Origin of the sequence: Sporosarcina beigongshangi, assembly GCF_033485195.1 — a bacterium.
Lineage (GTDB): Bacteria > Bacillota > Bacilli > Bacillales_A > Planococcaceae > Sporosarcina > Sporosarcina beigongshangi.
Map to the genome: position 1 here is coordinate 38,454 of NZ_JAWLIR010000028.1, position 22,843 is coordinate 61,296.

The window sequence follows — 22,843 nt, forward strand, 5'->3', positions numbered from 1 at the left end:
GGAAAAATAATGTCTTTTAGTGTAAATCGAAATGAGAAATTGAATGTCTTTGTCGAGGATTTAACGCATGACGGCTCGGGCGTTGCGAAAGTAGACGGCTATCCGTTGTTCATCCCCGGTGCGTTACCTGGTGAAGAAGTGTCAATCCAAGTGGGCAAAACGTTGAAAAATTATGGCTTTGCACGATTATTAAAGGTGACGAAAGCATCACCAGATCGCGTTGAGCCACCTTGTCATGTATTTTCAGAATGCGGCGGCTGTCAAATGCAGCATTTGTCCTATGAGGGACAGCTCGTACAAAAACGGAAAACCGTGCGTGACGTGATGGATCGCGTTGCGAAGCTGCCACATGTGCCTGTTCATCCTGTCAAAGGAATGGACGATCCATGGCGCTACCGCAATAAATCACAAATCCCTTTCAGTGAGCGCGATGGTAAAGTCGTTTCCGGCTTTTACAAATCACGCACACATCACATCGTCGACACAGATATCTGTCTCATCCAAAGTCACGAGGCAGATGACCTGATGGCTATGTTGAAATATGAACTCCATATGATGGGCATTGACGCCTATGATGAAAGAACTCATCTGGGGATGCTTCGGCATTTAATTGTCCGTAAAGGGCGTACAACAGGCGAAGTAATGGTTGTTTTAGTGACGCGCAAAAAGAAATTCACGCAAAAAGACGCGGCTATTGAATTGATTAAACGTGTTATTCCAGGCGTGACGTCCATTATGCAAAACGTCAATGATCAAAAAACTAACGTCATTTTCGGTGATGAAACGATTTTATTGCACGGCAAATCAGTCATCGTCGACTCCATCGGCAACATCGATTTCGAAATATCCGCTCGTTCTTTCTATCAAGTGAATCCAGAACAAACGGAAGTCCTTTACGGACAGGCACTAGAATACGCACAATTGACAGGAAACGAATCCGTCATTGATGCCTATTGCGGTATCGGCACAATCTCCTTGTTCATCGCGCAAAAAGCGAAGGAAGTATATGGCGTTGAAATTGTCCCTGAAGCAATCAAAGATGCTAGACGCAATGCGGAATTGAATGATATCACCAATGCCTATTTCGAAGCGGGTGCAGCAGAAGCCGTCATTCCGAAATGGTATGCAGACGGCAAGCGATTCGACGTATTAGTCGTCGATCCACCACGCAAAGGCTGTGACGAAGAGCTGTTGAATACGATTTTGGAATATAAGCCGAAGCGTGTGGTTTATGTTTCGTGTAATCCAGGGACGCTTGCGCGAGATTTACGTATTCTTGAAGATGGCGGCTATCGCACGCAGGAAGTGCAGCCTGTGGATATGTTCCCGCATTCGAGTCATGTTGAAGTTGTTTGCTACATGGATTATGAGGGCTAGTTAAAACGCCCAATCTACAAAATTTCGAAGTTTCGGGTGCCTGTCACACACATACAATCATGAAAGTTCAAACAAACATGCTAGTTTAAACTTACGAATTTAACGTGTTTGTTTAAGTGACTGGAACCAATAAATTACGAGGAGGAAAGGTATTGAAGTTAATTTCATGGAATATTGATTCGCTAAATGCGGCATTAACGAGTGATTCAGCACGTGCTTTATTATCTCAAGCAGTCTTAAATACGATTATTGATAATAACCCAGAAGTTATTGCCATACAGGAAACAAAATTATCGAGTAATGGTCCTACTAAAAAGCATTTGGAGATTCTTGGGGATAGGTTTCCTGATTACGAAATCGTTTGGAACAGTTCAGTAGAACCCGCACGTAAGAGTTATGCGGGTACGATGTTTTTATATAAAAATCACCTGACACCTTCCGTCACCTTCCCAAGGATTGGGGCACCAAGCACCATGGATGAGGAAGGTCGCATGATCACATTAGAATTTGATCATTTCTATTTAACACAAGTTTATACACCGAATGCAGGCGATGGTTTGAAGCGTTTAGAAGAACGACAAATTTGGGATATAAAATATGCTGATTATCTAGCAGGTTTGGATAAAGAAAAGCAGGTTATTGCAACAGGTGATTTTAATGTAGCGCATAAAAAAATAGACCTGGCCCACCCCGACAATAACCGTCGTTCAGCTGGCTTTACAGATGAAGAACGGCAAGGTTTCACAAATCTTCTATCAAAAGGATTTACAGATACTTTTCGCTACGTCCACGGTGATGTGACAGGTATTTATTCTTGGTGGGCTCAGCGTGCTAAAACAAGTAAAATTAATAATTCTGGCTGGAGAATTGATTACTGGCTAGTGAGTGATCGCATAGCAGATAAAGTACTTAAATCTGAAATGATTGATTCAGGTCCAAGACAAGATCATACGCCACTATTGTTTGAAATAGATTTGTAGTTTTGTTTTCGGGTGCTAGTCACTCATACAATCATGAAAGTTCAAACTTACGAATTTAACGTGTTTGTTCGAGTGACTGGCACCAATAAACTGTTGTTGTTGACGCTTATCAAGCATAATTTGTTCATCAATCGTATCACACAATACGCACGAGCAAGCTGCGCATAATCAAGAATCCAATCTAGTATTCAACATCAATTCAAACGTTCGTTTCAATAAATATCAATTCCAAATTATGCTGGATCCAATAGGGGTTCAGTCCTTTTTCATTTGTTCAAAATTTGTTTTCCCTTGAACTATTACTGGGATAATTATATAGTAGGTATGAAAAGTGATACTTGTCGGAAATGTTATACCTCGATAAAGGAAAGGTGGATTTATAATGGCACATCCAGATGGAAAACATATTTTTGGTACTGTAAAAGTAGGGACAAAAGGACAGATTGTCATTCCAAAAGAAGCGAGAGATGTATTTAATATTCAGCCAGGGGACTCTCTATTAATGTTAGGTGATGAAAAACAAGGTATAGCATTGGTTAAACAAGAATTATTCTTTGACTTTGCTGATGCTATTTTAAATTCAAGGTCTATAAAAGAAACTGACAAGGAATGAGAAGCAAAATCAAATATTGAAATTTGGCTTTAGACTATTCAACTAGTTTCCGCTTGTATTCAGTACATCTTTTAAAGGGGAGAGTATGAAGGAAATGATTATTATTGGGATAGTGTTGCTATTCATAGCGTTAGTAGTAGGATCTTATTTGTATACGAATATGACCTATATGAAGAAGCCGTTGAAAAAAATGTACAATGCAGGATTTACTGAAAAACAAATAAAATTAAAGGATGGTACAGTATTAAACTACGGAGAGGGTCCGAGTAATGGAAAAACAGCATTGCTATTAATTCATGGTCAAGGTATGACTTGGGAAGATTATTCAAAAGTGTTACCTGAATTATCAAAGCATTATCATGTTTATGCGGTGGATTGTCACGGACATGGGGAATCTGATTGGAATCCAAAGAAGTATACAGCGAAGGCAATGGCAAAAGATTTTGCCGAATTTATTGAGATAGAGATTGGCAAGAAAATAGTACTATCTGGTCATTCGTCCGGGGGAATGATTGCAGCGTGGATGGCGGCATATTATCCTGAACTCATACTTGGCACAGTGATTGAAGATTCACCATTCTTCTCAACAGAGCTAGATAGACGAGAAGATACATACGTTTGGGTATATGGGTTTCAAATGTATCAAGACTTTAAAAACCAGCATGAAGTGAAAGAATACTTTACTTATTCATTAAAGAACAGTTACTGGAAGAAAATGTTTGGTGATTTTCTATGGAAAAGGTTTTCGAAAGATGCGATTAGCTATCATGAAAAACATCCAAATGAGCCAGTACATTTATTTTATTTACCACCACAAATCAATAGGATGTTTGAAGCTGAAACTTATGCATATGATCGTAAATTTGGGGAGACATTTTATGACCATTCCTGGTTTGAAGATTATAACCAGGAAGAAGTGTTGTCAAAAATTAAAAGTCCAACCGTGTTTTTAAAAGCAAATACTACTTATGACGGTAATTTATTGGTGGCGGCGTTATCAGATGAGGACGCAGATCGAGTAGTAGATTTATTAGAACGTGGAATAAGAACGGATATTGATACTCCTGGGCATGATATTCATTACGATAAGCCAAAAGAATTCACGGAGGCTCTGATTAGTTTTTGGTAGACTTAAAATAGATATAGTAAACTTGGAAAACATGGGGAAGTGTTTAATAGGGTCTAGCGCATCTGAAATTTTATTTATCTACCAAAAGTACTCCACGCATATTGAAATATGTGGCTTGGCTGGAGATATAATTTATGGATAAGGAAACCGGAAAAAGATTCACCTTTTCCCGGTTTTAAAATCATAAAAACTCAGCCAGTTGCTGTTGACGCTTATCAAGCATAATTTGTTCTGGCTTAATCCCCTGTGCACGCAGTAATTCAATATTCTGCTTCAGGAATTCATCACTACCAACGATATAGAAGTGTCCATCTTGATCTGCAGATAGATTTTTCACTTCATTATAGTAGTCTTCTCGATTATCGACGAACTGTGATGTGAACTTCTTATCAGTCGCGGATTCAAAAATAGTAGTGAATAGGAAATCCTTTGACGAATCGACATTCAAGGAATGAACTTGATTGACGTTATCCGCACGTTCTAAATAATCAAGTACAAGTGGTCTGAAAGTTGCCAGGCCAACACCTGAAGATAGTAGATAAACATTTTTGTTTTCTCTTTTTAGAGGTATATTAGAATGCGTTTTAAATATTGCAACTTCATTGCCGACTTCAAGATTTCTTAAGGTTGCTTTAAACTCAGAGCAATGTTCTCTGATACGCGTTGTAATACCAATTGAATTTTCATGGGATAAAGTGGATATTGACATGTGGCGAATTAAGCCACGGTTCGGTTTATCTCCAGCATTAAAACCTTTAAGTGCGAAATGAGTGTGGGAACCTTCCTCCCATGAAAAGTCTTCCGGACGATCGAGCAAGTATGTTTTCACTTCAGACGTTTCGTCAATGATTTTATTTATTTTAGTCCAGTATATTTGCATCATACTCTCCCCTTATATCATTATATTTTCTGTCTCTATTTAATATATAATAATTGATAATGATTATCAATTAAATGGATTGTTTAGTACTATTATTTGGTGTCACAATCACTCATACAAATGTGAAGGTTGTAACATTCTTGTTTGTACAAATTAGTGTGAAAGTTTGGGGGACCGGCGAGACAACATGGAGGTTGAAGACGTATATGGAAAAATCGGAAAATAATCAAAATAAAATAACTGCTGGCTTGTTGGTCGTATATTTATTTGTATTAACATGGATTATACTCTTTAAAATGCAATTTTCATTTCAAGACTTGCGTCATTTCACGGATTTTAGGGGAATCAACTTAATCCCTTTTGCTGGTTCAGTTATTAAAAACAATCAAATAGATATTGGTGAAATAATTTATAACGTACTTGCATTTATTCCGTTTGGAATTTATATCAGTATGCTAAAACCAAGATGGTCTTTCTTGAAAAAGATTGTACTAATAGCGGGAGTTAGTTTGTTATTTGAAGTATTGCAATTCATCTTTGCAATTGGAGGTAGCGATATAACTGACCTTATGGGAAATGCATTAGGTGGAATTATTGGGGTTGGCGTTTATATTGTATTTTGTAAGCTGTTTCGTAAAAAAGCAAATAAAATCCTTAATGCTTTAGCTTCAATCGGAACAATATGCATTTTTGCATTAGTGTTGTTATTAATGATTGGTGTGATTAGGTACGGGAATTATGGCTAATAGATGAATTGAAAAATTGGACATTGAAAGTTTGAGTGATTAGCGCCGATATTCGATGATAGGAAGTGAAAATCACGATTAAAAATGTCATAATAAATAATATGAAGCTAAATAGCGGTCGATATAACGATGATTTTCATCTTTTTTTCGGCAAGGATACTCCCACTTCTATAAGTGGGGGAGGAATTGCCGTTCGCTATTAGAGCGAAAACTGTCTCCTCTTGCCTAACTCCCTTCTCGTATATGATTAATTATAGCCTTCCCACTAAAAGGATTATATACTTATTCCAATGAAAAGAGGTGAAACTAAATGTCAACTATCACTGCTAAAATCCAACTGTATGTTCCAGAATCAAACATAGAAAGTCTTGAACTTACCATGAAAGCCTATCGTAGGGCGTGCAACTGGTTAAGTGAGAAAATTTTTCAGACGAAAGAACTTAACCAGGTGAAACTAAACGCTCTTTACTATAAGGAGATTCGTGAATTATTCGGACTTAAAAGCCAAATGGCACAATCAACGATGAAAACCGTAATTGCACGATATAAATCGACAAAATCAAATGGACATGATTGGGCTCAAGTGAATTTCAAACTGCCTGAGTATGACCTTGTATGGAATCGTGATTACTCTCTTAATGAGAATCTTTTCTCCGTCAATACATTAGACGGAAGATTAAAGCTCAAGTTTGAAAAGAAAGCGATGAAACAATACTTCGATGGTACTTGGAAGTTTGGCACAGCTAAACTCGTGCATAAATTCAACAAGTGGTTCCTACATATTCCGATGACAAAGGATTACGCTGAATTGAATTTAGCGGACATTAACCATATTGTTGGCATTGACCTCGGCATTAACTTCTTGGCAACTACTTATGACAGTCATGGTAAAACGACTTTCTTTAGCGGCAAAGAAGTGAAACATAAACGAGGGCAATATAAAGCATTGCGTAAACAACTGCAACAAAAACAAACACCATCAGCACGTTCGAGAATTAAATCAACAGGTTCAAGAGAAAACCGTTATGTGACTGATGTAAATCATCAGGTGACAAAGGCACTCGTTGAACGCTACCCAAAAGGAACTTGTTTCGTTCTCGAAGACCTAACTGGCGTGCGTAATGCAACTGAAAAAGTACGTGTTAAGAATAGGTATGTACAAGTTTCGTGGGCGTTCCACCAGTTTCGTGAGATGTTAGAATACAAATCTCAGCTAAACGGACAACGAGTAATTGTCGTAGACCCAAGATACACCTCTCAGACATGCCCTAAATGCGGGCATCGGGAGAAAGCTAATCGAAACAAGAAAATACACACCTTCTGTTGCAAAAACTGCCATTACACATCAAATGATGATCGTATTGGCGCTATGAACCTACACCGAAAAGGTATTGAAATTATCAGTGTCGGTACTACATCAGCATGACTGTTGTAGTAAGGGCGAAGTCAACCGTCCTGCGAATCTTAAGACTCGGATATTCCCTCAAGTTAAGGTAGGAGTACTAAGTACGAACGCACTACCGGAGAGGTATAAGTGTAGACAACATCAGCGAGGGTTGATGTTGGGGCTTATATTAGCCTACACGAGCCTCCACTTCAAGCGTTAAGAGCCGTTAGGTTTAGCTAGGTGGGGGTAGTTGACCCTTATTCAAGCGTCAATAAATGATGGCTGGAGGAAAATAAATGGGTACAATTATTGGGTCAAAAAGAGCAAGTAGATTAAAAATGGCATCACACGCGTTGGCTGTTATGATCGGTGCATTTATAACTGCTTATGGACTTGAAGCGATATTAATTCCAAATAATGTGTCAGACGGAGGCGTGACAGGATTAAGTATTGTGGGCTCACAATTATTTGGTTTGCCTCTAGGTATTCTGATTGCAGTGCTAAATATCCCATTCGTCATTTTAGGGTATTATCAACTTGGTAAAAGTTTTGCGATTTATTCTGTGATTGGCATCGCTTCACTTGCGTATGGGACAAGTGTCATGCATCGCATCCCGACGATTATTGAAGGAGATACGTTGTTAGTAACAGTCGTTGGGGGTATTATCATCGGTTTTGGGATGGGGATTGCCTTACGAAACGGTGGTGCGTTAGATGGAATAGATATGTTAGCAGTACTACTTTCCCGACGATTGCCTTTTGGAACGAGTGACCTTATTTTATTCTTAAACTTATTTGTATTTATTGTGGTCTCATTCGTATTTGGTCTTCAAGGAGCTTTCTTATCGGGAATCGCTTATTTTATCGCATCTAAGGTAATTGCACTCGTTGAAGAGGGGTTAAGTGGTTCTAAAACCTTTAAAATTATAACAAATCAACCGGAATTAATGGTTGAAACGATACGCGAACGCTTGGGGCGTACTGCAACGTATAACCAAATTGAAGGTGGTTTTTCAAATGAAAATTTTAAAGAAATCACATGTATCATTAACCGTCTAGAGGATAGTAAAATGAAAGAAATCATTAATGAAATTGATAAACATGCTTTTGTTGCCGTGTATGATGTTGCAGAAGTGAAGGGTGGAAACTTCACGAAAAAAGATCTTCATTAACCCGTGCTGCGGGGAATAGTAAGTAAGCTGCTAGGTATCTAGTGAATTCCAAATTGCTTATTATGTAATACACATTGGCACACAAAATTAGGAGGAAATTAAAATGACAAAGAAAAACAAGGAATTGGCACAAGAACAACGTGAAGAATTATTTAAGACCTTGAAGGATCGTTTTGAGAAAAACATGAATCGCCATCAAGGGCTTGAATGGGCTGAAGTCCAAACGAAGCTGGAAGCGAATGCTGAAAAACTATGGTCGCTTAATGAGATGGAACAAACTGGTGGTGAACCGGATGTTGTTCGCTATGATAAAGAGTCAGACGAATATACTTTTTATGATTGTTCTGCGGAAAGTCCTAAAGGCCGTAGAAGTATTTGCTACGATCTTGAAGCATTGGAATCAAGGAAAAAACATAAACCGGAAAATAACGCGATGGATATGGCTGCCGATATGGGCATTGAGCTTTTAACAGAAGAGCAATACCGGGAATTGCAAGAGCTTGGAAATTTCGATTTGAAAACATCAAGCTGGATCCAAACGCCTGCTAATATTAGAAAGCTAGGCGGGGCCATCTTTTGTGATTGTCGCTACGACACTGTCTTTTTGTATCACAATGGAGCAGACTCCTACTATGCGGCCAGAGGTTTCCGTGGCTCGCTAAGGGTTTAAATAAACCAGAGTTTTAATGAATACAGCGTAACTCATACAATCATGAAAATTCAAATGCTCACGTTTATTTTAATGAACATGAACGTTTAGGTAACTGTAGTTGCCTCAGTTGAAATAGTGTAAAGATAATCAAATTTGGCGGGGGTGTTTCTGTGTCGAACAACGTTGATGACTATCTTCAGCGAGGATTTTATGGCGCTAAGGAAACGAAGCCGGCAGAACGTCGGAAATTTCTTGGCACAATTCGTGAACGGATTGTTATCGCACTTACGCAAGTTCAAGTGAGAGAACGTGGTATTTATAAACAAGTCGAGGAGGCCATAAAAGGAAATCGAGAGGCTCGGCTCTACTTGAACGGACATATGTACTATGAAGAATTGTCGAAATATATTAAGGTTGCTTCCAAATATAATGTAGATTTTACAATTGTCACAAATAAAAATCATAATTCCAAAATTGGTCTTGTCCTCGCATATGACTATGCGATTGATAAAGAAGAGATTTATGTTAAAAAGGAAATTCCAATTGCGAAGCCCTCCGAAAGTAACAAGAATAGTCTTGTTAGTATATTTAATAAATTTTTCAAGAAGGGCTAAGTGAATAGGGATTAAATGATTTATAACTATTATGTCTTGGAATGGTGAATAAGAATTGAAAACATTTAAAAAGGTATATGTTGAAATTATAAGCGTGTGTAACCTTGCTTGTAGCTTCTGTCCTCCAACGATTCGAGAAGCAAAGATCATCAAGCTAGATGCATTTAATGACATCTTAGATCAGATTAGACCGCATACGAAGTATATTTATCTTCATGTGAAAGGCGAACCTCTCATGCATCCAAGAGTCGACCAATTATTGGATGCAGCCCATGCCAAGGGATTTAAAGTGAATATCACGACGAATGGGACGCTTATTAAAAAAAATGCTGAGAAATTACTCGGTAAACCAGCTTTACGTCAAATCAACTTTTCGCTACATAGTTTTGACGGGCATGAGGGCTCAGAAAATCGAGAAAAGTACTTGGGTGATATTCTGGAGTTTGTGCGTGAGGCGAAAGAATATAAAACGATTATTTCGTATCGCCTTTGGAACCTTCAACAAGAACATAGAAATGATTTAGCGAAGAGAAGGAACCGTGAAACATTAGAGATTTTGGAGAATGAGTACAACTTAGACTTTAAAATTGAAGAAAAAGTACAACCAGGCAAGGGCGTGAAAATCACGAAGAACGTCTATCTCAATCAAGACCATGAATTCCAGTGGCCTAGTCTATTGGCTCCTGAAGACGATGGTAAAGGGTTTTGTCATGCGCTTCGTAGTCAAGCAGCAATTCTTGTAGATGGAACAGTTGTCCCTTGTTGTCTGGATGGAGAAGGCGTCATTAATTTAGGAAATGTCAAAGAAAAATCTTTTTCTGAAATTGTCGATGGAGAACGAGCGAATAATCTTGTCGATGGTTTTTCGAGAAGAGAAGCGGTTGAAGAACTGTGTAGGAAGTGTGGATTTAGACAGAAGTTTGGCGTTTAAACTTGATTCAGCAGAAGTCCCCCCATGTCTATAAGTGGTGGGATGAATGTCAGAAAAGTATTTCAGTCAAAGGGAGTTCAAACTCCCTGCTGATTCAAGTTAAGCGTCCGGCGGATGTTAGGGATTTTGAGCGGAGTTAATTGTGCTGTGCACAATTCAAAATCCCAACGCAATTACGCCGAGGCGTAATTGATACTCTTAAACCTTGCTCATTAGTAAAACTAAAAAATATATGAAACTAAAAAAGAAGACCATAGAAACTCTTTCAAATGATGAAAAGAGAATCTATGGTTTATTTTTTTCTGCGATCGAGATGAACAGTGACATTTGGATTCGTGTTCCTTCTTCCCACGCGATTGCCCTTCAATGGAACCTTCAGCAAAAGCAGGAAAGATTGGCTTTCTGCCTGTGCCAATTATTTGATACGGCATATGATAGACAGATTGTTCAACTAAAATAGTAGAAGGAGTTTTTAAATGAAAGAAATAGAGAAGCCGTCTAACCTATGTAATGAGTTTGCTAGAATACTTGGTTCTACACCAGGTGTTGTGAATGGAGTTTGTTTAGCGACTAGGTCGCGGACAAATTTGCATCCAATCGTATTAGGCAGAAGGGCAGAATCCTTTATGTTTGTTCCCCAAGCATTTTCATTTGAGAATTTAGATCGTGAGGGGAGAGGACTATGTCTTGGTGAGACTGTTATTCTCCAAGAGGAAATTAATCCATTTATGAGTAGGCTGCGCGAACATAATATTATTGTCACGGCGGTACACAATCATTGGCTTTTTGATGACCCAAGACTTATGTATATGCATTTTGAGTCGATCGACCGTCCACTTAATTTTGCAAGAAAAGTTCGAGATGCAATGGGGGTTCTAACCTCACGGGATATTCATGGAAAGATAAGATCGCGCCATGATGAAATCAATGATCATCGCGATTCAAGAAACTTTGATTCTAGATCAAGTAATCGTCATTCGAATGGATCTGAAATTTGCAATGAATTTAATCGGATACTTGGTGGAACGATGCATACATTTGAAAATGGCCAATGTATTGCGATGAAATCACGTCTCAATATCAAGCCTGAGGTTCTTGGCATTCATGGTCGTTCCTTCCTGCTGATTCCCCAGATGTTTGCTTTTGAATCAATGACAAATGACGGTCTTGCGCTTTGTAGTGGAGAAACGGTTATTCTTGAGGAGGAGATTAATCCTTTTATTAGTGAGCTTAGAAGATCTGGAATTATCGTAACGGCTGTCCATAATCATTGGCTTTTTGAAGATCCTCGATTGATGTTCATGCACTGGGAATCCATCGATGAGCCGCTCTCTTTTGCGAGAAAAGTAAGGAATGCGTTAGATGTGCTAACGACTAGGGATGTTGTTGCAAAAAGATGAAATACTTTAGCGTGCAAAGCAGTGTTAGAAAACAGACTGCGACTGCATAAAATAATTGATGGAAAGGCGCTTTGAGCATTTGCTTGAAGGGCTTTTTTAGTACGGGAGTGAATAACTTACTTTCAAATCATACCCCACATGGATTAATTAGCTTTATTCGTGTGTCGCTTACTCATTGTTTTTATATTTAAGGGAAAGAAGATGCCATGATTGGGAAGGAATAGAGTATTATTATGCTAGAGTATATACAGGGAAACCATTAGGAGAGGGAACTTTTCTACTTGAAGGGAGCAAGAACGAACTGAAAGTTAAAATTGAAAATGAAATGCTTACGTGTAATGTTCAATATGGTAATCGAAAGAAGTTATCCATACATATAGATCCGTTTGGCTTTATAACCGTGAAAGCGCCTAAAGGTACGAGTGAAGAAGTAATTGTCAGAGTAATAGAAAGTAAAGGGAAATGGATACTCGAGAAAATTCATGAAATTAGTCTAGCCCAAGAAGCACCGAAGGCAAGAGAGTATCACGCGCAAGGGAAGTTCTTATATCTTGGAAGGGAACGTTTTCTTCATGAACTAATTGAGATAAATGAATTAGAAGAAGAGGCACTTAAAAGAAATCTTAAGAAGTTTTATATTAATAGCTGTAAAACGATTGTAGCGGAACGGGTAAAAATATATCAAAAACAACTGAAAGTAACCCCTAAAATGATTGAAATCATTGAGTCTAAGGCGAAGTGGGGGAGTTGTAGTTCGGATCGAAATCTAGCTTTTAATTATCGTCTAGCGATGGCTCCAATTGACGTCATTGATTACGTAGTTATCCATGAATTATGCCATATCCATCATATGAATCATGATCGCTCGTTTTGGAGACGTGTGGGTAGTATTATGCCGGAGTATAAAGAGAAGGAAGAGTATTTGGCGAGAAATGGTCATTTGATGACACTTTAAATAAACGGAGTTGATCCTAATCAAAACTAAAGCCGATAATCCATTTATCTATTTCTTTGTGGAACCCGATGTCGTTTTTGTTTATCATATCGAAAAACTACAATATGTAACAGTTTCTGATTTTATGGCTAGTTTACATAGTTGCGAGACGTTTGAAATCAATCATGAAGACGATTTTGAGGCGTTCGACCATCGAAAAAGTCAGCCGATTGAAGGAAGAGGATTTTTTATCAATCAAGATGGTATGAACGAGATGGTAGAAGAAATTAATAAACATATTCAAAAGGTAAGACATGTGAAGGGGCTAGGAGATCAATTAGGTGCAGTTCATATCGTTACTTCAGAATCCGCAGCAGGTTCTTTAAGAGTGGGACTTGAAAAGTCGAATACTATTATTGGATTCCCAGACAGTTTTTCGGCCGGACCATTGTGGAAGCTAGATGAGAAGGTTGGTCAAAGTTTTCGTGCAGAATGGCTAGCAGAAAATATTAACTATGAGAACGATGATTATGAATATGAAAATAAAGTGAGCAATACATTGCGTGAGATTGAAGATATAGCCAATCATGTTCCAATCTATATTTGGTATGGTAATAATGCTGATGAACAAACAGCTCTCTGTTTTTATCTCTATTTATTGCGAGATAGGAAAAATGATACTTTCCTTATGAATTCGACTGAATTTCATGAAAGATACGGTGTTGCTGTAGAAGGACAACTCATTTTTCATACGGGGCAAATGGATGGGGAAATTTTAAGAACATTTACTGGAAATCATAAAGAGAACAAACCATTATCAGAAAACAAGCGAATTCAATATCATCGAGAATGGGAAAAGCTATCCGAAACGACAGATGTCTTACGTGTGTGGATAGATGATAAAATTCAAGGTGTGCCAGAGTACCATTATGATTCAGTTATCCTCGAAACAATAGAAGAGCTACATAAAGAACAAGGCACGAAAGATTTTATCAAGACGGGCAGTGTACTTGGGGAAATAATAGAGAGAATAGATGTGGACATAGATATTTTCTTTTTAGAATACCGGATTCGGCATTTAGTCTACAGCGGGGCACTTGGGTTAAAAGGAATCCCCAAATCAATGAGGCACTACAGTGTAAAACTTCGGTGATGCGTCAGCATTAAATAGTTAGGGTGCCATTCATGGTTCTATTACGTAGAAGATAGAAAATTGGACAATAAGAATAGCAATCATTACAATTTGTTTGGAACTAAAATTAAATCAAGGGGTGGACGGATATGTATCGTAAAGTAGAGGATTTCTTAGAAGACTGGACTGTTTCGTATGAGGGAACCACCAATGTAATTAAGGCAATGATCGATGAAAAGCTTGATCAATCCATTGTGGAAGATCATAGCACGCTTGGCTGGTTAGCTTGGCATTTAGTTGGAGCAGCAGGCGCTTATGGACAGTTTGCTGGATTAAAAGTGCAAGGACCCGGACGAAATGATCTACAACCAACAAGCGTTCAGGAAATTTCCCAGGCGTATGAAGCAATCGCTCATGCGATTAAGGAAGAAGCAACGAAGCTTACCGACGAAGACTTGCTGGAAGAGGTTAAGAGTTTTACAGGGGAAACGAAACGCGGAAAGCTATTACGCGGACTTATCAATCACCAAACACACCACCGCGGGCAAATGACGGTTCTTCTGCGTCAAGCGGGTTTAACAGTACCGCCGATAATGGGACCCACAAAGGAAATGCAAGGATAAGAAACAGTACAAACAATTTGTTCTATCTTCGCAATAATAAGAAGAAGCCGATTCTCTTTCATAAGTAGAGAATCGGCTTTTCTAGATCTAGATCATGGCGCTAGGCGCTCATTCAATCGATCTTTTCTTGTATTTTTTAAAAGCATGGATTATAATATTTATAGGAACAAGTGTTGTTTATTTTTTGTAAGGAACCATGTTATACTGAAGGAAATACTTGAATTTAAAAGAAGGGAGGAAAAAGAGTGGATGTAGTTTTACAAGAAATAAAAAACGAATTAAACGAAATGCGTAAACAAATGGCAACCAAAGAAGACATTGCGAATATGGCGACCAAAGAAGACATGGCGAATATGGCAACCAAAGAAGACCTATCGAAGCTAGCGACGAAAGCGGATGTTGCAGATATCCCATTGATTAAACAAGCTGTGTTGGAATCACGTCAAGAACTTGCTGCCGTGAAAGAAACGGTGGATGATATGAAAATCGATATCCATGAATTAAAAGAAAATGATATTCGATTTGAAGAAATTTTATTACATCAACGAAAATTGATTGACTTGCTAACGATCAAGACATCAGATCATGAAGCACAGTTGAAATGGGTTAGGTGAATGAGTTGGAAGTAGTTGAAATACGCCACGGATACAAAAAGTAGCAATCACATCTATTCTTAGAAGTGATTGCTACTTTTCTATTTCTAAAACGGCTTCATTGGAGTTGTTCTAGAATTAGGTACTTTTTTCACTCAATATTCGGTCTAACCCATACCTTAGAAAAATCAATATAACCAAAATGCTTTATATTGATGTTCATCAAATCGGCGGAGAATGGAATTTGACGTTTAGCGTAATATAACGGAATCATGACAGAGTTTTCAAGCAGTACTTTTTCTACCTTCAGATTTAAGGCTGTCCAATCCTCGAAGGGGGTATGCGCATAGTCAGCTAGATAGCTGTTTAGTGTGGGTTCATTTTTAAAGATCGCTGCTAATGGTGAGTACCCATTTTTAAGAAGCTGGAAAAATGAGAAGTTTTGATTCATCTCGAATATTTCACCATGAATAAAAAGGTCGAACGATTGGTTACGGGCATCATCATAAAGATTATCGGTAAAGGAAATTTGTTTTAATTCAATAGGGACGCCCTCTTTTTCTAATATTTCTTTTAGCCACATCGTTGTTTCTTGTATATAATTTACTATTTTCAAAACAAGTGGTGTGGAAAACTCTGGACGTTTCACTTCTGGGATTGTGTAAGTTTGACTTTGCCCAATTAGGAAACCTTCGTGGTTAGGCAGCAGACGGGAGTCAGCTTGGCTAATAGTATGACGATGTTTTGCAATGACATAATGGACATAGTCACGAATTTCCTTGCGCCGAATTGCTGAATTACGAAATGAATTCATAATGACGACGCCGAAGCCAGAATCACCTTCCACCTGAAATGTGGGCTGGTCTTCTATTTGTGTTGTTGATCGATACGCGATTTCGAAGTCTTCAGGGACTTGCACAAATTCTACAAGGTCTACTAAAGGTCTTTCACCAAAATAATCTTTAAAAGCGGCTAAAGTTGTTTTCGAATCAAGGTTATCTTGAACATAAAAGCAACCTGTTCCCAGCAGTTCATCCTTACTTTCTTTATAAATACTCGCATTCATTGTTCCAAGCATATGTAAACAATAGCTACAGCCATCTGGGTAATAAATATCGATGACTAATGGAGCGGGAGCATCGATATGGTGTATAGGTGCCCACAACTCTTGAAACTGTGGGTGATTGCGTAGCTTATTCAAACAAACGACGATATCTTCGGCAGTCAATATAGATCCATCATGGAATCGGATATCTTTTTTTATATACAATCGAAGTTTGGATATAGTGACATCCCAGCTATGTGCAAGTTCAGGTAGGACAGTACTTTGCTCATCGACAGTAACGAGTCGATTAAAGATATTTGCAACTATATTCGCACTACTTACATCGGCAGCTTGTAGAGGATGCATCGTTAGAAATGGGAACCTTTTTGGAATCACAAGCTTATCATTGGAAGTTTGAAGATAGCCAAATTTCGAACGAAATGTATTTAGTAAACGCTGTTTACTATCGAGCGACCAATCTAATTCTAAATATTTGCTACTGAGTTCAACGGGTTCTTCAATAATTATCCTCGTAACTTGCTCTTCAAAAATAGCTTCTACATTTTTTAGCCACAGAAGCGTAGATACATTGCCCCTACCAAGTCCTGAAGTAAACGTCAGCCATCCTTCTGTAGACCATTTTTGTATATAACGTGTCGTTTGTTTAGCACTTAAATGAAGCACTTCTGCTAGTTCTTTTTGTTTGATATTACCAGATGGAACCGATTTCCATAAAGTTAATAAGTATGTATCCATCATACACTCCTTTTGAAAAGTGGACATATATATTTATATTGTCCATTTTTTCTTTTGTACGTCTAGTTTAACATTGATTCTACAAAAGACAGAGGGGGTTGCAACATGACTTGGAAAGACTATCCACAAAATCTTAAAGTTCGCTTAGTCACATCTTTCTTAAATCGTGCTGTCTCATCGGCAGTCATGCCGTTTATGGCCTTATTTTTTGCGCAGGAAATAAGCAAAGTTTGGGCGGGTATCTTTTTATTATTTACAGTCGTCGTTAGTTTTTTTATTAATTTGATTGGTGGCTATATTTCTGATCGCTTTCCACGTAAAAGAGTATTGGTCCTCACTTCATTAGCAAGTGCGTGCATGTTTTTGGTTATGACAATAAGCTTATATCCTAAAGATAATATTATTTGGTTATTTGCAATTGCTTACGTACTTTATATTGTGACGAGTAATCTTGGGCGACCAGCGATGAATGCTCTTATTATGGATTCGACCACACCAGATAATCGGAAAGCTGTTTATGCGCTTGATTATTGGCTTGTGAATTTGTCGTTGGCGATTGGGGCTGCGCTTGGTGGCCTGTTGTATGTACATCACCAAATCGAGTTGTTCGCATTCCTAACAATTACTTCGATCAGCTTACCGATTGCTTATAAAATCTGGCTCATTGATGAACAAACGATTCGGTTTGAAAAGCAGCATCAGAATGTGTTGTTGGATGTCATCCAAAGCTATAAAATTGCTTTTCAAGATAGTCCATTTGTCAAAGTTGTACTTGGCTCCATGTTTATCTTTGCAGCGGAATTTTCTTTAAATAGCTATATTGGGGTTCGTCTGGCGGAATCATTTGAATCAATATATATTGGCGGATTTGAAGTGGCAGGTGTACGCATGTTAAGTATTCTTAATATCGAAAACATGCTGCTCGTTGTCTGCTTTACGTTCATGATTAATAAGTTTACAGATCGTTTTAATAAGAGAAAAGTATTGCTGTTAGGTCTTATTATATATAGTATCGGTTATGTTACGGTCATGTCAGCAAATATTTGGTATATATTGCTGCTGTTTAATTTGATTGCTGCGCTTGGTGAACTCATCTATTCACCTGTACGTAATGCAGAGCAAGCAAATATGATTCCAGTAGATAAACGAGGTTCTTATTCGGCCTTTTCGAACATTTCATTTAGTGGAGCAGACTTAATCGCTCGTTCAACCATTATCATAGGCGCTTATCTAATCCCTACGATGATGTCCGTTTATATCGGAATTATTTTGATGATCGGTATTTTCCTGTTGTATACGGGTTTGTTTTGGAGGAAATCAGTTAAAGTGTAATTCACAATTTTGGGCCATCCTTCTACATAAAAAGGGTGGCCCAAAATACATACGAGTGTCCTATTAATTGTCATCGACCGAAACACATAACCATGCTATAATTTAATTACTCCGTATTCTTAACTATGCAATCATTACCCCAACACTTGACCCCAATCCTATGCTAATAAAATTAAAAGGGATGTGCTCGAATGACAGAGAATATCTTAGATGTTTTGCGTTCGGTTATTAGAGAAGAATTACAACCTGTGAAGCAAGAGCTACAACATTTAAATCAACGTATGGAAAAAGTGGAAATTCGCTTGGATAATATAGAAATACGTTTGGAGAAAGTAGAAACCCGTTTGGATAACCTAGAAAATCGTGTTGGTTCAATAGGAGTAGATTTAGCTGAAGTAAAAGATAAAGTATCTGCAATTGATGCTAGGCAGCAAATACTCTATGAGCAAACTGCTAAGTTGAGTGAGTATCATGCAGAGACAATTGCCTGTTTTGACCAGCTGGCTATGAAAGAGGATCTAGAATATTTTGATAAAAAATTGGGCGAGCATGATCGGGAAATCTTTAAAATGAAACATGGTGCCTGAATAGTTAAAAAAGTAGTTCCTGCCAATCATCCGTATTGGTAGGAACTTTTTTACTCTATTCAGATACTAATGATTAACTTCAAACAACATATTATTTCAAGAAAACTGAATGAAGTGCTGCCTGTCATTGCAAATAACATTTCGAAAAGGGAAATCGAGTGATAAAGATGTTAGTATAAAAATAGTATTTAAAAGCTCGAGAAAGTGCTTAGTATATGAACATGGTCTTGAATGATAGGACATATGTATATATAAGAAATTTTAAGTAGAGGTATTGATGCGTATGAATGAGAAGTTACAAAAAAATGCCGACGCATGTTATCAGCTAGCTGAGCAGAAGGCTGCCTATTACTTTGCATCACTTTCTGAACAGCTCGCGCAAAGAACGTATGCGCCTGTCTTGATAAAAGATATACAGTCTTGGAAGCAGAACCATATTCAGCCTATCTCCTTATTATCCTTATTTTCTCGTGGAAAAAGAGATTCTGATTCTAAAGGGTATCACAATTATATACAATGGTTGGATTACACAGGCAAACTAGATAATTACCTGGACCGGAGTATTTCCTATATTTACATGCGCGATTTGGGTAAAGCATTGAACTCGCCTGACACACAGATCAGGGTTCGGCATGAAGTGGAGAGTTTGAAAAATCACCTGACTCATTCCGCTGGAGACAAAACGGAGACGTTTAGTATGGCTTGGTTGTACCGGCAGGCCCAGAAGGAAAGCGTTGAGCCCGCAATGATCTGGGTGATGGATAAATTAAAGACGGTATCCTCCAATATTCCGAAAGGGATGGATGCTGCGGAAGCTAAGCGAAAGCTTATCAAAATTATGGCTGGGGTTATCATGCATGTGAATGAAGAGATGGCTGCTGACAGTACTCCTGAGGAACGTACTCAGAAACTGGATGAAGCGATTAGGCTAGGGTATTGCTATGGCCTGACCTACCCATTCATTGACGATCTTCTAGATGCCAATGTTTTAACCGAAAAAGAGAAAAAACGCTTTGCCGAATTAATTCGTACGACACTTATCACAGGAGCTGTTCCAGAATTGGGTGAGTGGACTGGAGAAAATGCGGGTCTAATCCGCTATATTCATTCAGAGCTCCGAGATGCCTTTGAGTATATGAAGGCCAATCAGCGACCAGAAACAAGAAGAAAGTTTTTCGAGCAATCCTATGTGTTTTTTTATGCACAGGAAGTGGATCGCACGAAGGATCTATCGAATGCCAATTACTCCAATGAAGAGCTGTATATCCCTGTCATTTTAAAATCTTCTTATTCACGATTGATTAGCCGATCAGTTATTAGTGCTCCTGAGGATGAGGGCTTCGATAACCGAACATTTTTATATGGTATTTACAACCAGCTAGCGGATGATTTTGCCGATATGTTCGATGACATGGATGAAGGCAGAGTAACCCCCTATACGTACTATATAAAGTATCATGAACAGCGATTGGATCTTATCAATCCTTTCGAGTTATACTGGACGGTCATTTCTAATTTGATCCATAATGTGTATCACTCTGACAGCAAGACCTGTGAGGTAATTCTTGATCGTGCCATAAATGGGTTGAAACGATTTAAAAAAAGAATGGGAACGAAACAATACAACGAAGTGATGAGACTATTTGCTACTGAAAATCCGAAATTCGACGATGTCGTTCAAAGGATGGTTCGAAAAGCAGATGATGTAGATTTCTTTGATAAACTCCTTCGGGATCATATGGTTACTAATCTGAAAAATGAACGGAAGGAGCAGGAAGATTTTTTAGAGACGATTGAATCCGTGCGCAATCAGATTAACAGCTTGTTAAATATCCCGACAATAGGGAATGTCTCCTTGATGCAAGAGCCAATCATTGATGCTGCAAATTATAGTTTGGAAGGTGATGGCAAGAGGTTGAGGCCAATTATGACTTGGGTCATGGGCGTTAACGAATATGGCTTAAATAAGTCGGCAATCGTGCCACTTCTGAAATCATTGGAATATATGCATACGGCATCCCTTATCTTTGATGATCTGCCGTCCCAGGATGATGCGTCTACCCGTAGGGGGCGTCCAACCTTGCACCAGGTGTATGACATTGCCATGGCAGAATTGACTGGACTTTACCTAACCCAAAAAGCAATTGAGGAACAAGCATCTCTTGACCAATTCGATCCGAAAACGGTGCTGAGCCTGATTCAATATTCGTCCAAAATAACGGGAGACATGTGCAGGGGACAGGCGATGGACTTAGATTCCAAAGGGAAACAATTGACACTGGAACAATTAAATGTGATGTGCTTCTATAAAACGGGAATAGCATTTGAAGCATCCCTTATCATGCCGGCAATTCTCGCCGATGCAAAGGAGTCAGAAATGGAAGCTTTAAAAACTTTTGCCCGACATGCTGGCATTGCGTTTCAGATCAAGGATGACCTACTTGATGTTGAAGGAGATCTGACTGTACTCGGAAAACCGATTGGCAAGGATGCTGAAAACAACAACACGACATTTGTTTCAGTCCTAGGCGTTACAGGTGCCCAAAAGGCGATGTGGGAACATTATTGTTATGCAATGGAAGTATTGCAAGAAATCCCGCGTAATATCACTTTTTTGAAGCATTTATTGAATTATATTGTGAATCGGGATCATTGAGATAGATATCCCTAAAAAGGAGCGAAAAAAGTGAGAATCGAAGCTTTGAAAAATGGTCAGATCGATGACTTTTTAAAGTACTGCAAGAAGCATAGGATGGAACTGGATGATTCCTATTTGTATGATGAAGATTTGCGGGACTTCGAGCTGAATGACGAAAATCCGACGTATATTGTTACTAATCAGCAAGGGGATCTAATGGGAGCGGTCTCGCTCATAATCGATGATTATAGTAAACGAGGAAGGAAGGCGCGCTTTCGGATATTTCATTCGGAAATCGGGAATCTGGAATGCTATTCCATGATGATGCAAGCTGTTTTAAAGCATACTGACGGTCTAGATAAGGTCTTCTTGTTTGTTCCGAGCGTCAATACTAAATTAATGGAGCTCATTGAAGGATTGGAGTTTACTGTGGAGAGGTATTCTTTCGTGCTTGCCAGGGAGGATATAGAGGTGCCCGAGTCAGATTTACCACGGGATTATGAAATTAGGCCATTCAAATCTGGAAGAGATGAAGAGATTTGGTGTGAGGTTCGCAATGCAGGCTTTGCAAAGTTGCAAGGAAGTGAAACGCCTATTACTCCGGAAATGGTGCGGAAGATGATGGCGGATGAAAACCACATAGAGGGTGGAGCGATGATTCTCTACCATAGAGATTGGCCGGTCGGGGTCATCAGAGGTTCCGATGATGAATATGAAAATTCAGCAATCATGGATATTGGCCCAATTGCTATTATACCGGAGTATCAAGGAAAAGGCTTAGGAAGGAGTCTGCTAAGGGCCTCATTACGTTTTGCGAAGGAGAAATCCTATGACAGGACCATACTCTGTGTGAATGCCGATAATGAGAGAGCAAAGGTATTGTATATTCAAGAAGGCTTTAGGCAGGTCGAGGCGGTTACATGTTATAAATACGATTTAAACACATCGATTTTCACAAAATAAGTGGTCATAAAGGTGATTATTTAGTCCACTCATTTAATTATGAAAGTTTGAGTGACACTGGGTACTCCAAAAGTAAGTCCGCAAGTCGCTTCAGAATTGCCGACAAAGGCAAGACCCTTACCAGCGGTAAACGATCGGGCGCTTATTTTGAAGATTTGACTCCCGAACTAACAATCGAATTTTAAGCTGATGTATAAAGAAGCGGTGGAATCTAGGCTATCCATCGTTTCTTTTTGTATTGTTTAAAAAAGGATTTTCGTTCGTTCTCTTATGTTGAACTTATTATCCAGCACATACGAAAAAAATATTGTATTAAAATACATGATAGGTTATAATTATGAATGAAATTGCAACTAAAG

The 22,843-nt window shown here is 38.5% G+C and carries 21 protein-coding genes; 19 read left to right on the top strand and 2 right to left on the bottom strand.

Translation table 11 applies throughout. From position 1 onward, the window contains the following. The first annotated feature begins 9 nt into the window (after positions 1-9). The 4 genes from rlmD (at position 10) to R2B77_RS12805 (ending at position 4,099) form a co-directional block, all read left to right on the top strand. Positions 10-1,377 (top strand): 23S rRNA (uracil(1939)-C(5))-methyltransferase RlmD, encoded by a 1,368-nt coding sequence (gene rlmD, locus R2B77_RS12790; protein ID WP_212391769.1) that lies wholly within the window; start codon positions 10-12, stop codon positions 1,375-1,377. A gap of 152 nt (positions 1,378-1,529) precedes the next feature. After that, complete coding sequence (locus R2B77_RS12795; RefSeq protein WP_203248546.1) at positions 1,530-2,357, top strand: exodeoxyribonuclease III; 828 nt, start codon at positions 1,530-1,532, stop codon at positions 2,355-2,357. 382 nt (positions 2,358-2,739) lie between these two features. Further along, complete coding sequence (locus R2B77_RS12800) at positions 2,740-2,970, top strand: AbrB/MazE/SpoVT family DNA-binding domain-containing protein (RefSeq protein ID WP_203248547.1); 231 nt, start codon at positions 2,740-2,742, stop codon at positions 2,968-2,970. Between the two features lie 85 nt (positions 2,971-3,055). After that, positions 3,056-4,099 (top strand): alpha/beta fold hydrolase, encoded by a 1,044-nt coding sequence (locus R2B77_RS12805; protein ID WP_203248548.1) that lies wholly within the window; start codon positions 3,056-3,058, stop codon positions 4,097-4,099. Positions 4,100-4,280: 181 nt separating this feature from the next. Here R2B77_RS12805 and R2B77_RS12810 read toward each other — a convergent pair whose 3' ends face one another. Then, complete coding sequence (locus R2B77_RS12810) at positions 4,281-4,979, bottom strand: hypothetical protein (protein WP_203248549.1); 699 nt, start codon at positions 4,977-4,979, stop codon at positions 4,281-4,283. A 206-nt stretch (positions 4,980-5,185) separates the two neighbouring features. On the opposite strand from R2B77_RS12810, the gene R2B77_RS12815 reads away from it, so the two are divergent. The 11 genes from R2B77_RS12815 to R2B77_RS12865 all read left to right on the top strand — a co-directional run bounded on the left by R2B77_RS12815 (position 5,186) and on the right by R2B77_RS12865 (position 15,184). Beyond that, the gene (locus tag R2B77_RS12815) at positions 5,186-5,725 is read left to right on the top strand and encodes a VanZ family protein (RefSeq protein WP_203248550.1); all 540 of its coding nucleotides are present in this window, start codon (positions 5,186-5,188) and stop codon (positions 5,723-5,725) included. A 310-nt stretch (positions 5,726-6,035) separates the two neighbouring features. Beyond that, a complete protein-coding gene (locus R2B77_RS12820; protein WP_203248551.1) occupies positions 6,036-7,151 on the top strand; it encodes an RNA-guided endonuclease InsQ/TnpB family protein in 1,116 nt (371 codons plus the stop codon). A gap of 257 nt (positions 7,152-7,408) precedes the next feature. After that, positions 7,409-8,284, top strand: coding sequence for a YitT family protein (locus tag R2B77_RS12825; RefSeq protein WP_212391771.1), 876 nt, complete (start codon positions 7,409-7,411; stop codon positions 8,282-8,284). Between the two features lie 103 nt (positions 8,285-8,387). Then, positions 8,388-8,954, top strand: a complete 567-nt coding sequence (locus R2B77_RS12830; protein WP_203248552.1) for a DUF4256 domain-containing protein — start codon at positions 8,388-8,390, stop codon at positions 8,952-8,954. Positions 8,955-9,106: 152 nt separating this feature from the next. Then, positions 9,107-9,550 (top strand): YueI family protein, encoded by a 444-nt coding sequence (locus R2B77_RS12835; RefSeq protein WP_203248553.1) that lies wholly within the window; start codon positions 9,107-9,109, stop codon positions 9,548-9,550. A gap of 55 nt (positions 9,551-9,605) precedes the next feature. Continuing rightward, entirely contained in the window at positions 9,606-10,481 is an 876-nt protein-coding gene (locus R2B77_RS12840; protein WP_203248554.1) for a radical SAM/SPASM domain-containing protein, read from the top strand. Positions 10,482-10,957: 476 nt separating this feature from the next. Further along, positions 10,958-11,881 carry a DUF1259 domain-containing protein gene (locus tag R2B77_RS12845; protein WP_203248555.1) on the top strand — a complete coding sequence of 308 codons (924 nt, stop codon included), beginning with the start codon at positions 10,958-10,960 and terminating at the stop codon, positions 11,879-11,881. 301 nt (positions 11,882-12,182) lie between these two features. Then, on the top strand, positions 12,183-12,836 hold the full coding sequence (locus R2B77_RS12850; protein ID WP_212391789.1) for a M48 family metallopeptidase: 654 nt from the start codon (positions 12,183-12,185) through the stop codon (positions 12,834-12,836). Between the two features lie 10 nt (positions 12,837-12,846). After that, on the top strand, positions 12,847-13,968 hold the full coding sequence (locus R2B77_RS12855; RefSeq protein WP_203248557.1) for a DUF1835 domain-containing protein: 1,122 nt from the start codon (positions 12,847-12,849) through the stop codon (positions 13,966-13,968). Between the two features lie 128 nt (positions 13,969-14,096). Continuing rightward, positions 14,097-14,570, top strand: coding sequence for a DinB family protein (locus tag R2B77_RS12860; RefSeq protein WP_203248558.1), 474 nt, complete (start codon positions 14,097-14,099; stop codon positions 14,568-14,570). A 245-nt stretch (positions 14,571-14,815) separates the two neighbouring features. After that, entirely contained in the window at positions 14,816-15,184 is a 369-nt protein-coding gene (locus tag R2B77_RS12865) for a hypothetical protein (protein WP_203248559.1), read from the top strand. Between the two features lie 130 nt (positions 15,185-15,314). Here R2B77_RS12865 and R2B77_RS12870 read toward each other — a convergent pair whose 3' ends face one another. Then, positions 15,315-16,964 (bottom strand): ABC transporter substrate-binding protein, encoded by a 1,650-nt coding sequence (locus tag R2B77_RS12870; protein ID WP_203248560.1) that lies wholly within the window; start codon positions 16,962-16,964, stop codon positions 15,315-15,317. Between the two features lie 105 nt (positions 16,965-17,069). On the opposite strand from R2B77_RS12870, the gene R2B77_RS12875 reads away from it, so the two are divergent. From R2B77_RS12875 to R2B77_RS12890, 4 genes are all read left to right on the top strand, one after another. After that, entirely contained in the window at positions 17,070-18,296 is a 1,227-nt protein-coding gene (locus R2B77_RS12875; RefSeq protein WP_203248561.1) for an MDR family MFS transporter, read from the top strand. Positions 18,297-18,487: 191 nt separating this feature from the next. Then, positions 18,488-18,883 carry a hypothetical protein gene (locus R2B77_RS12880; protein ID WP_203248562.1) on the top strand — a complete coding sequence of 132 codons (396 nt, stop codon included), beginning with the start codon at positions 18,488-18,490 and terminating at the stop codon, positions 18,881-18,883. 283 nt (positions 18,884-19,166) lie between these two features. Further along, positions 19,167-21,539, top strand: a complete 2,373-nt coding sequence (locus R2B77_RS12885; protein WP_203248563.1) for a polyprenyl synthetase family protein — start codon at positions 19,167-19,169, stop codon at positions 21,537-21,539. 30 nt (positions 21,540-21,569) lie between these two features. Then, a complete protein-coding gene (locus tag R2B77_RS12890; protein ID WP_203248564.1) occupies positions 21,570-22,484 on the top strand; it encodes a GNAT family N-acetyltransferase in 915 nt (304 codons plus the stop codon). Positions 22,485-22,843 lie beyond the last annotated feature (359 nt).

Bases quoted from the DNA above. Each gene is read 5' to 3' on its own strand.
- R2B77_RS12810 (WP_203248549.1), bottom strand. From the start codon at position 4,979: ATGCAAATATACTGGACTAAAATAAATAAAATCATTGACGAAACGTCT.
- R2B77_RS12825 (WP_212391771.1), top strand. From the start codon at position 7,409: ATGGGTACAATTATTGGGTCAAAAAGAGCAAGTAGATTAAAAATGGCA.
- R2B77_RS12885 (WP_203248563.1), top strand. From the start codon at position 19,167: ATGAATGAGAAGTTACAAAAAAATGCCGACGCATGTTATCAGCTAGCT.
- R2B77_RS12845 (WP_203248555.1), top strand. From the start codon at position 10,958: ATGAAAGAAATAGAGAAGCCGTCTAACCTATGTAATGAGTTTGCTAGA.
- R2B77_RS12805 (WP_203248548.1), top strand. From the start codon at position 3,056: ATGAAGGAAATGATTATTATTGGGATAGTGTTGCTATTCATAGCGTTA.
- R2B77_RS12880 (WP_203248562.1), top strand. From the start codon at position 18,488: ATGACAGAGAATATCTTAGATGTTTTGCGTTCGGTTATTAGAGAAGAA.
- R2B77_RS12875 (WP_203248561.1), top strand. From the start codon at position 17,070: ATGACTTGGAAAGACTATCCACAAAATCTTAAAGTTCGCTTAGTCACA.
- R2B77_RS12815 (WP_203248550.1), top strand. From the start codon at position 5,186: ATGGAAAAATCGGAAAATAATCAAAATAAAATAACTGCTGGCTTGTTG.
- R2B77_RS12820 (WP_203248551.1), top strand. From the start codon at position 6,036: ATGTCAACTATCACTGCTAAAATCCAACTGTATGTTCCAGAATCAAAC.
- R2B77_RS12830 (WP_203248552.1), top strand. From the start codon at position 8,388: ATGACAAAGAAAAACAAGGAATTGGCACAAGAACAACGTGAAGAATTA.
- R2B77_RS12800 (WP_203248547.1), top strand. From the start codon at position 2,740: ATGGCACATCCAGATGGAAAACATATTTTTGGTACTGTAAAAGTAGGG.
- rlmD (WP_212391769.1), top strand. From the start codon at position 10: ATGTCTTTTAGTGTAAATCGAAATGAGAAATTGAATGTCTTTGTCGAG.
- R2B77_RS12860 (WP_203248558.1), top strand. From the start codon at position 14,097: ATGTATCGTAAAGTAGAGGATTTCTTAGAAGACTGGACTGTTTCGTAT.
- R2B77_RS12870 (WP_203248560.1), bottom strand. From the start codon at position 16,964: ATGGATACATACTTATTAACTTTATGGAAATCGGTTCCATCTGGTAAT.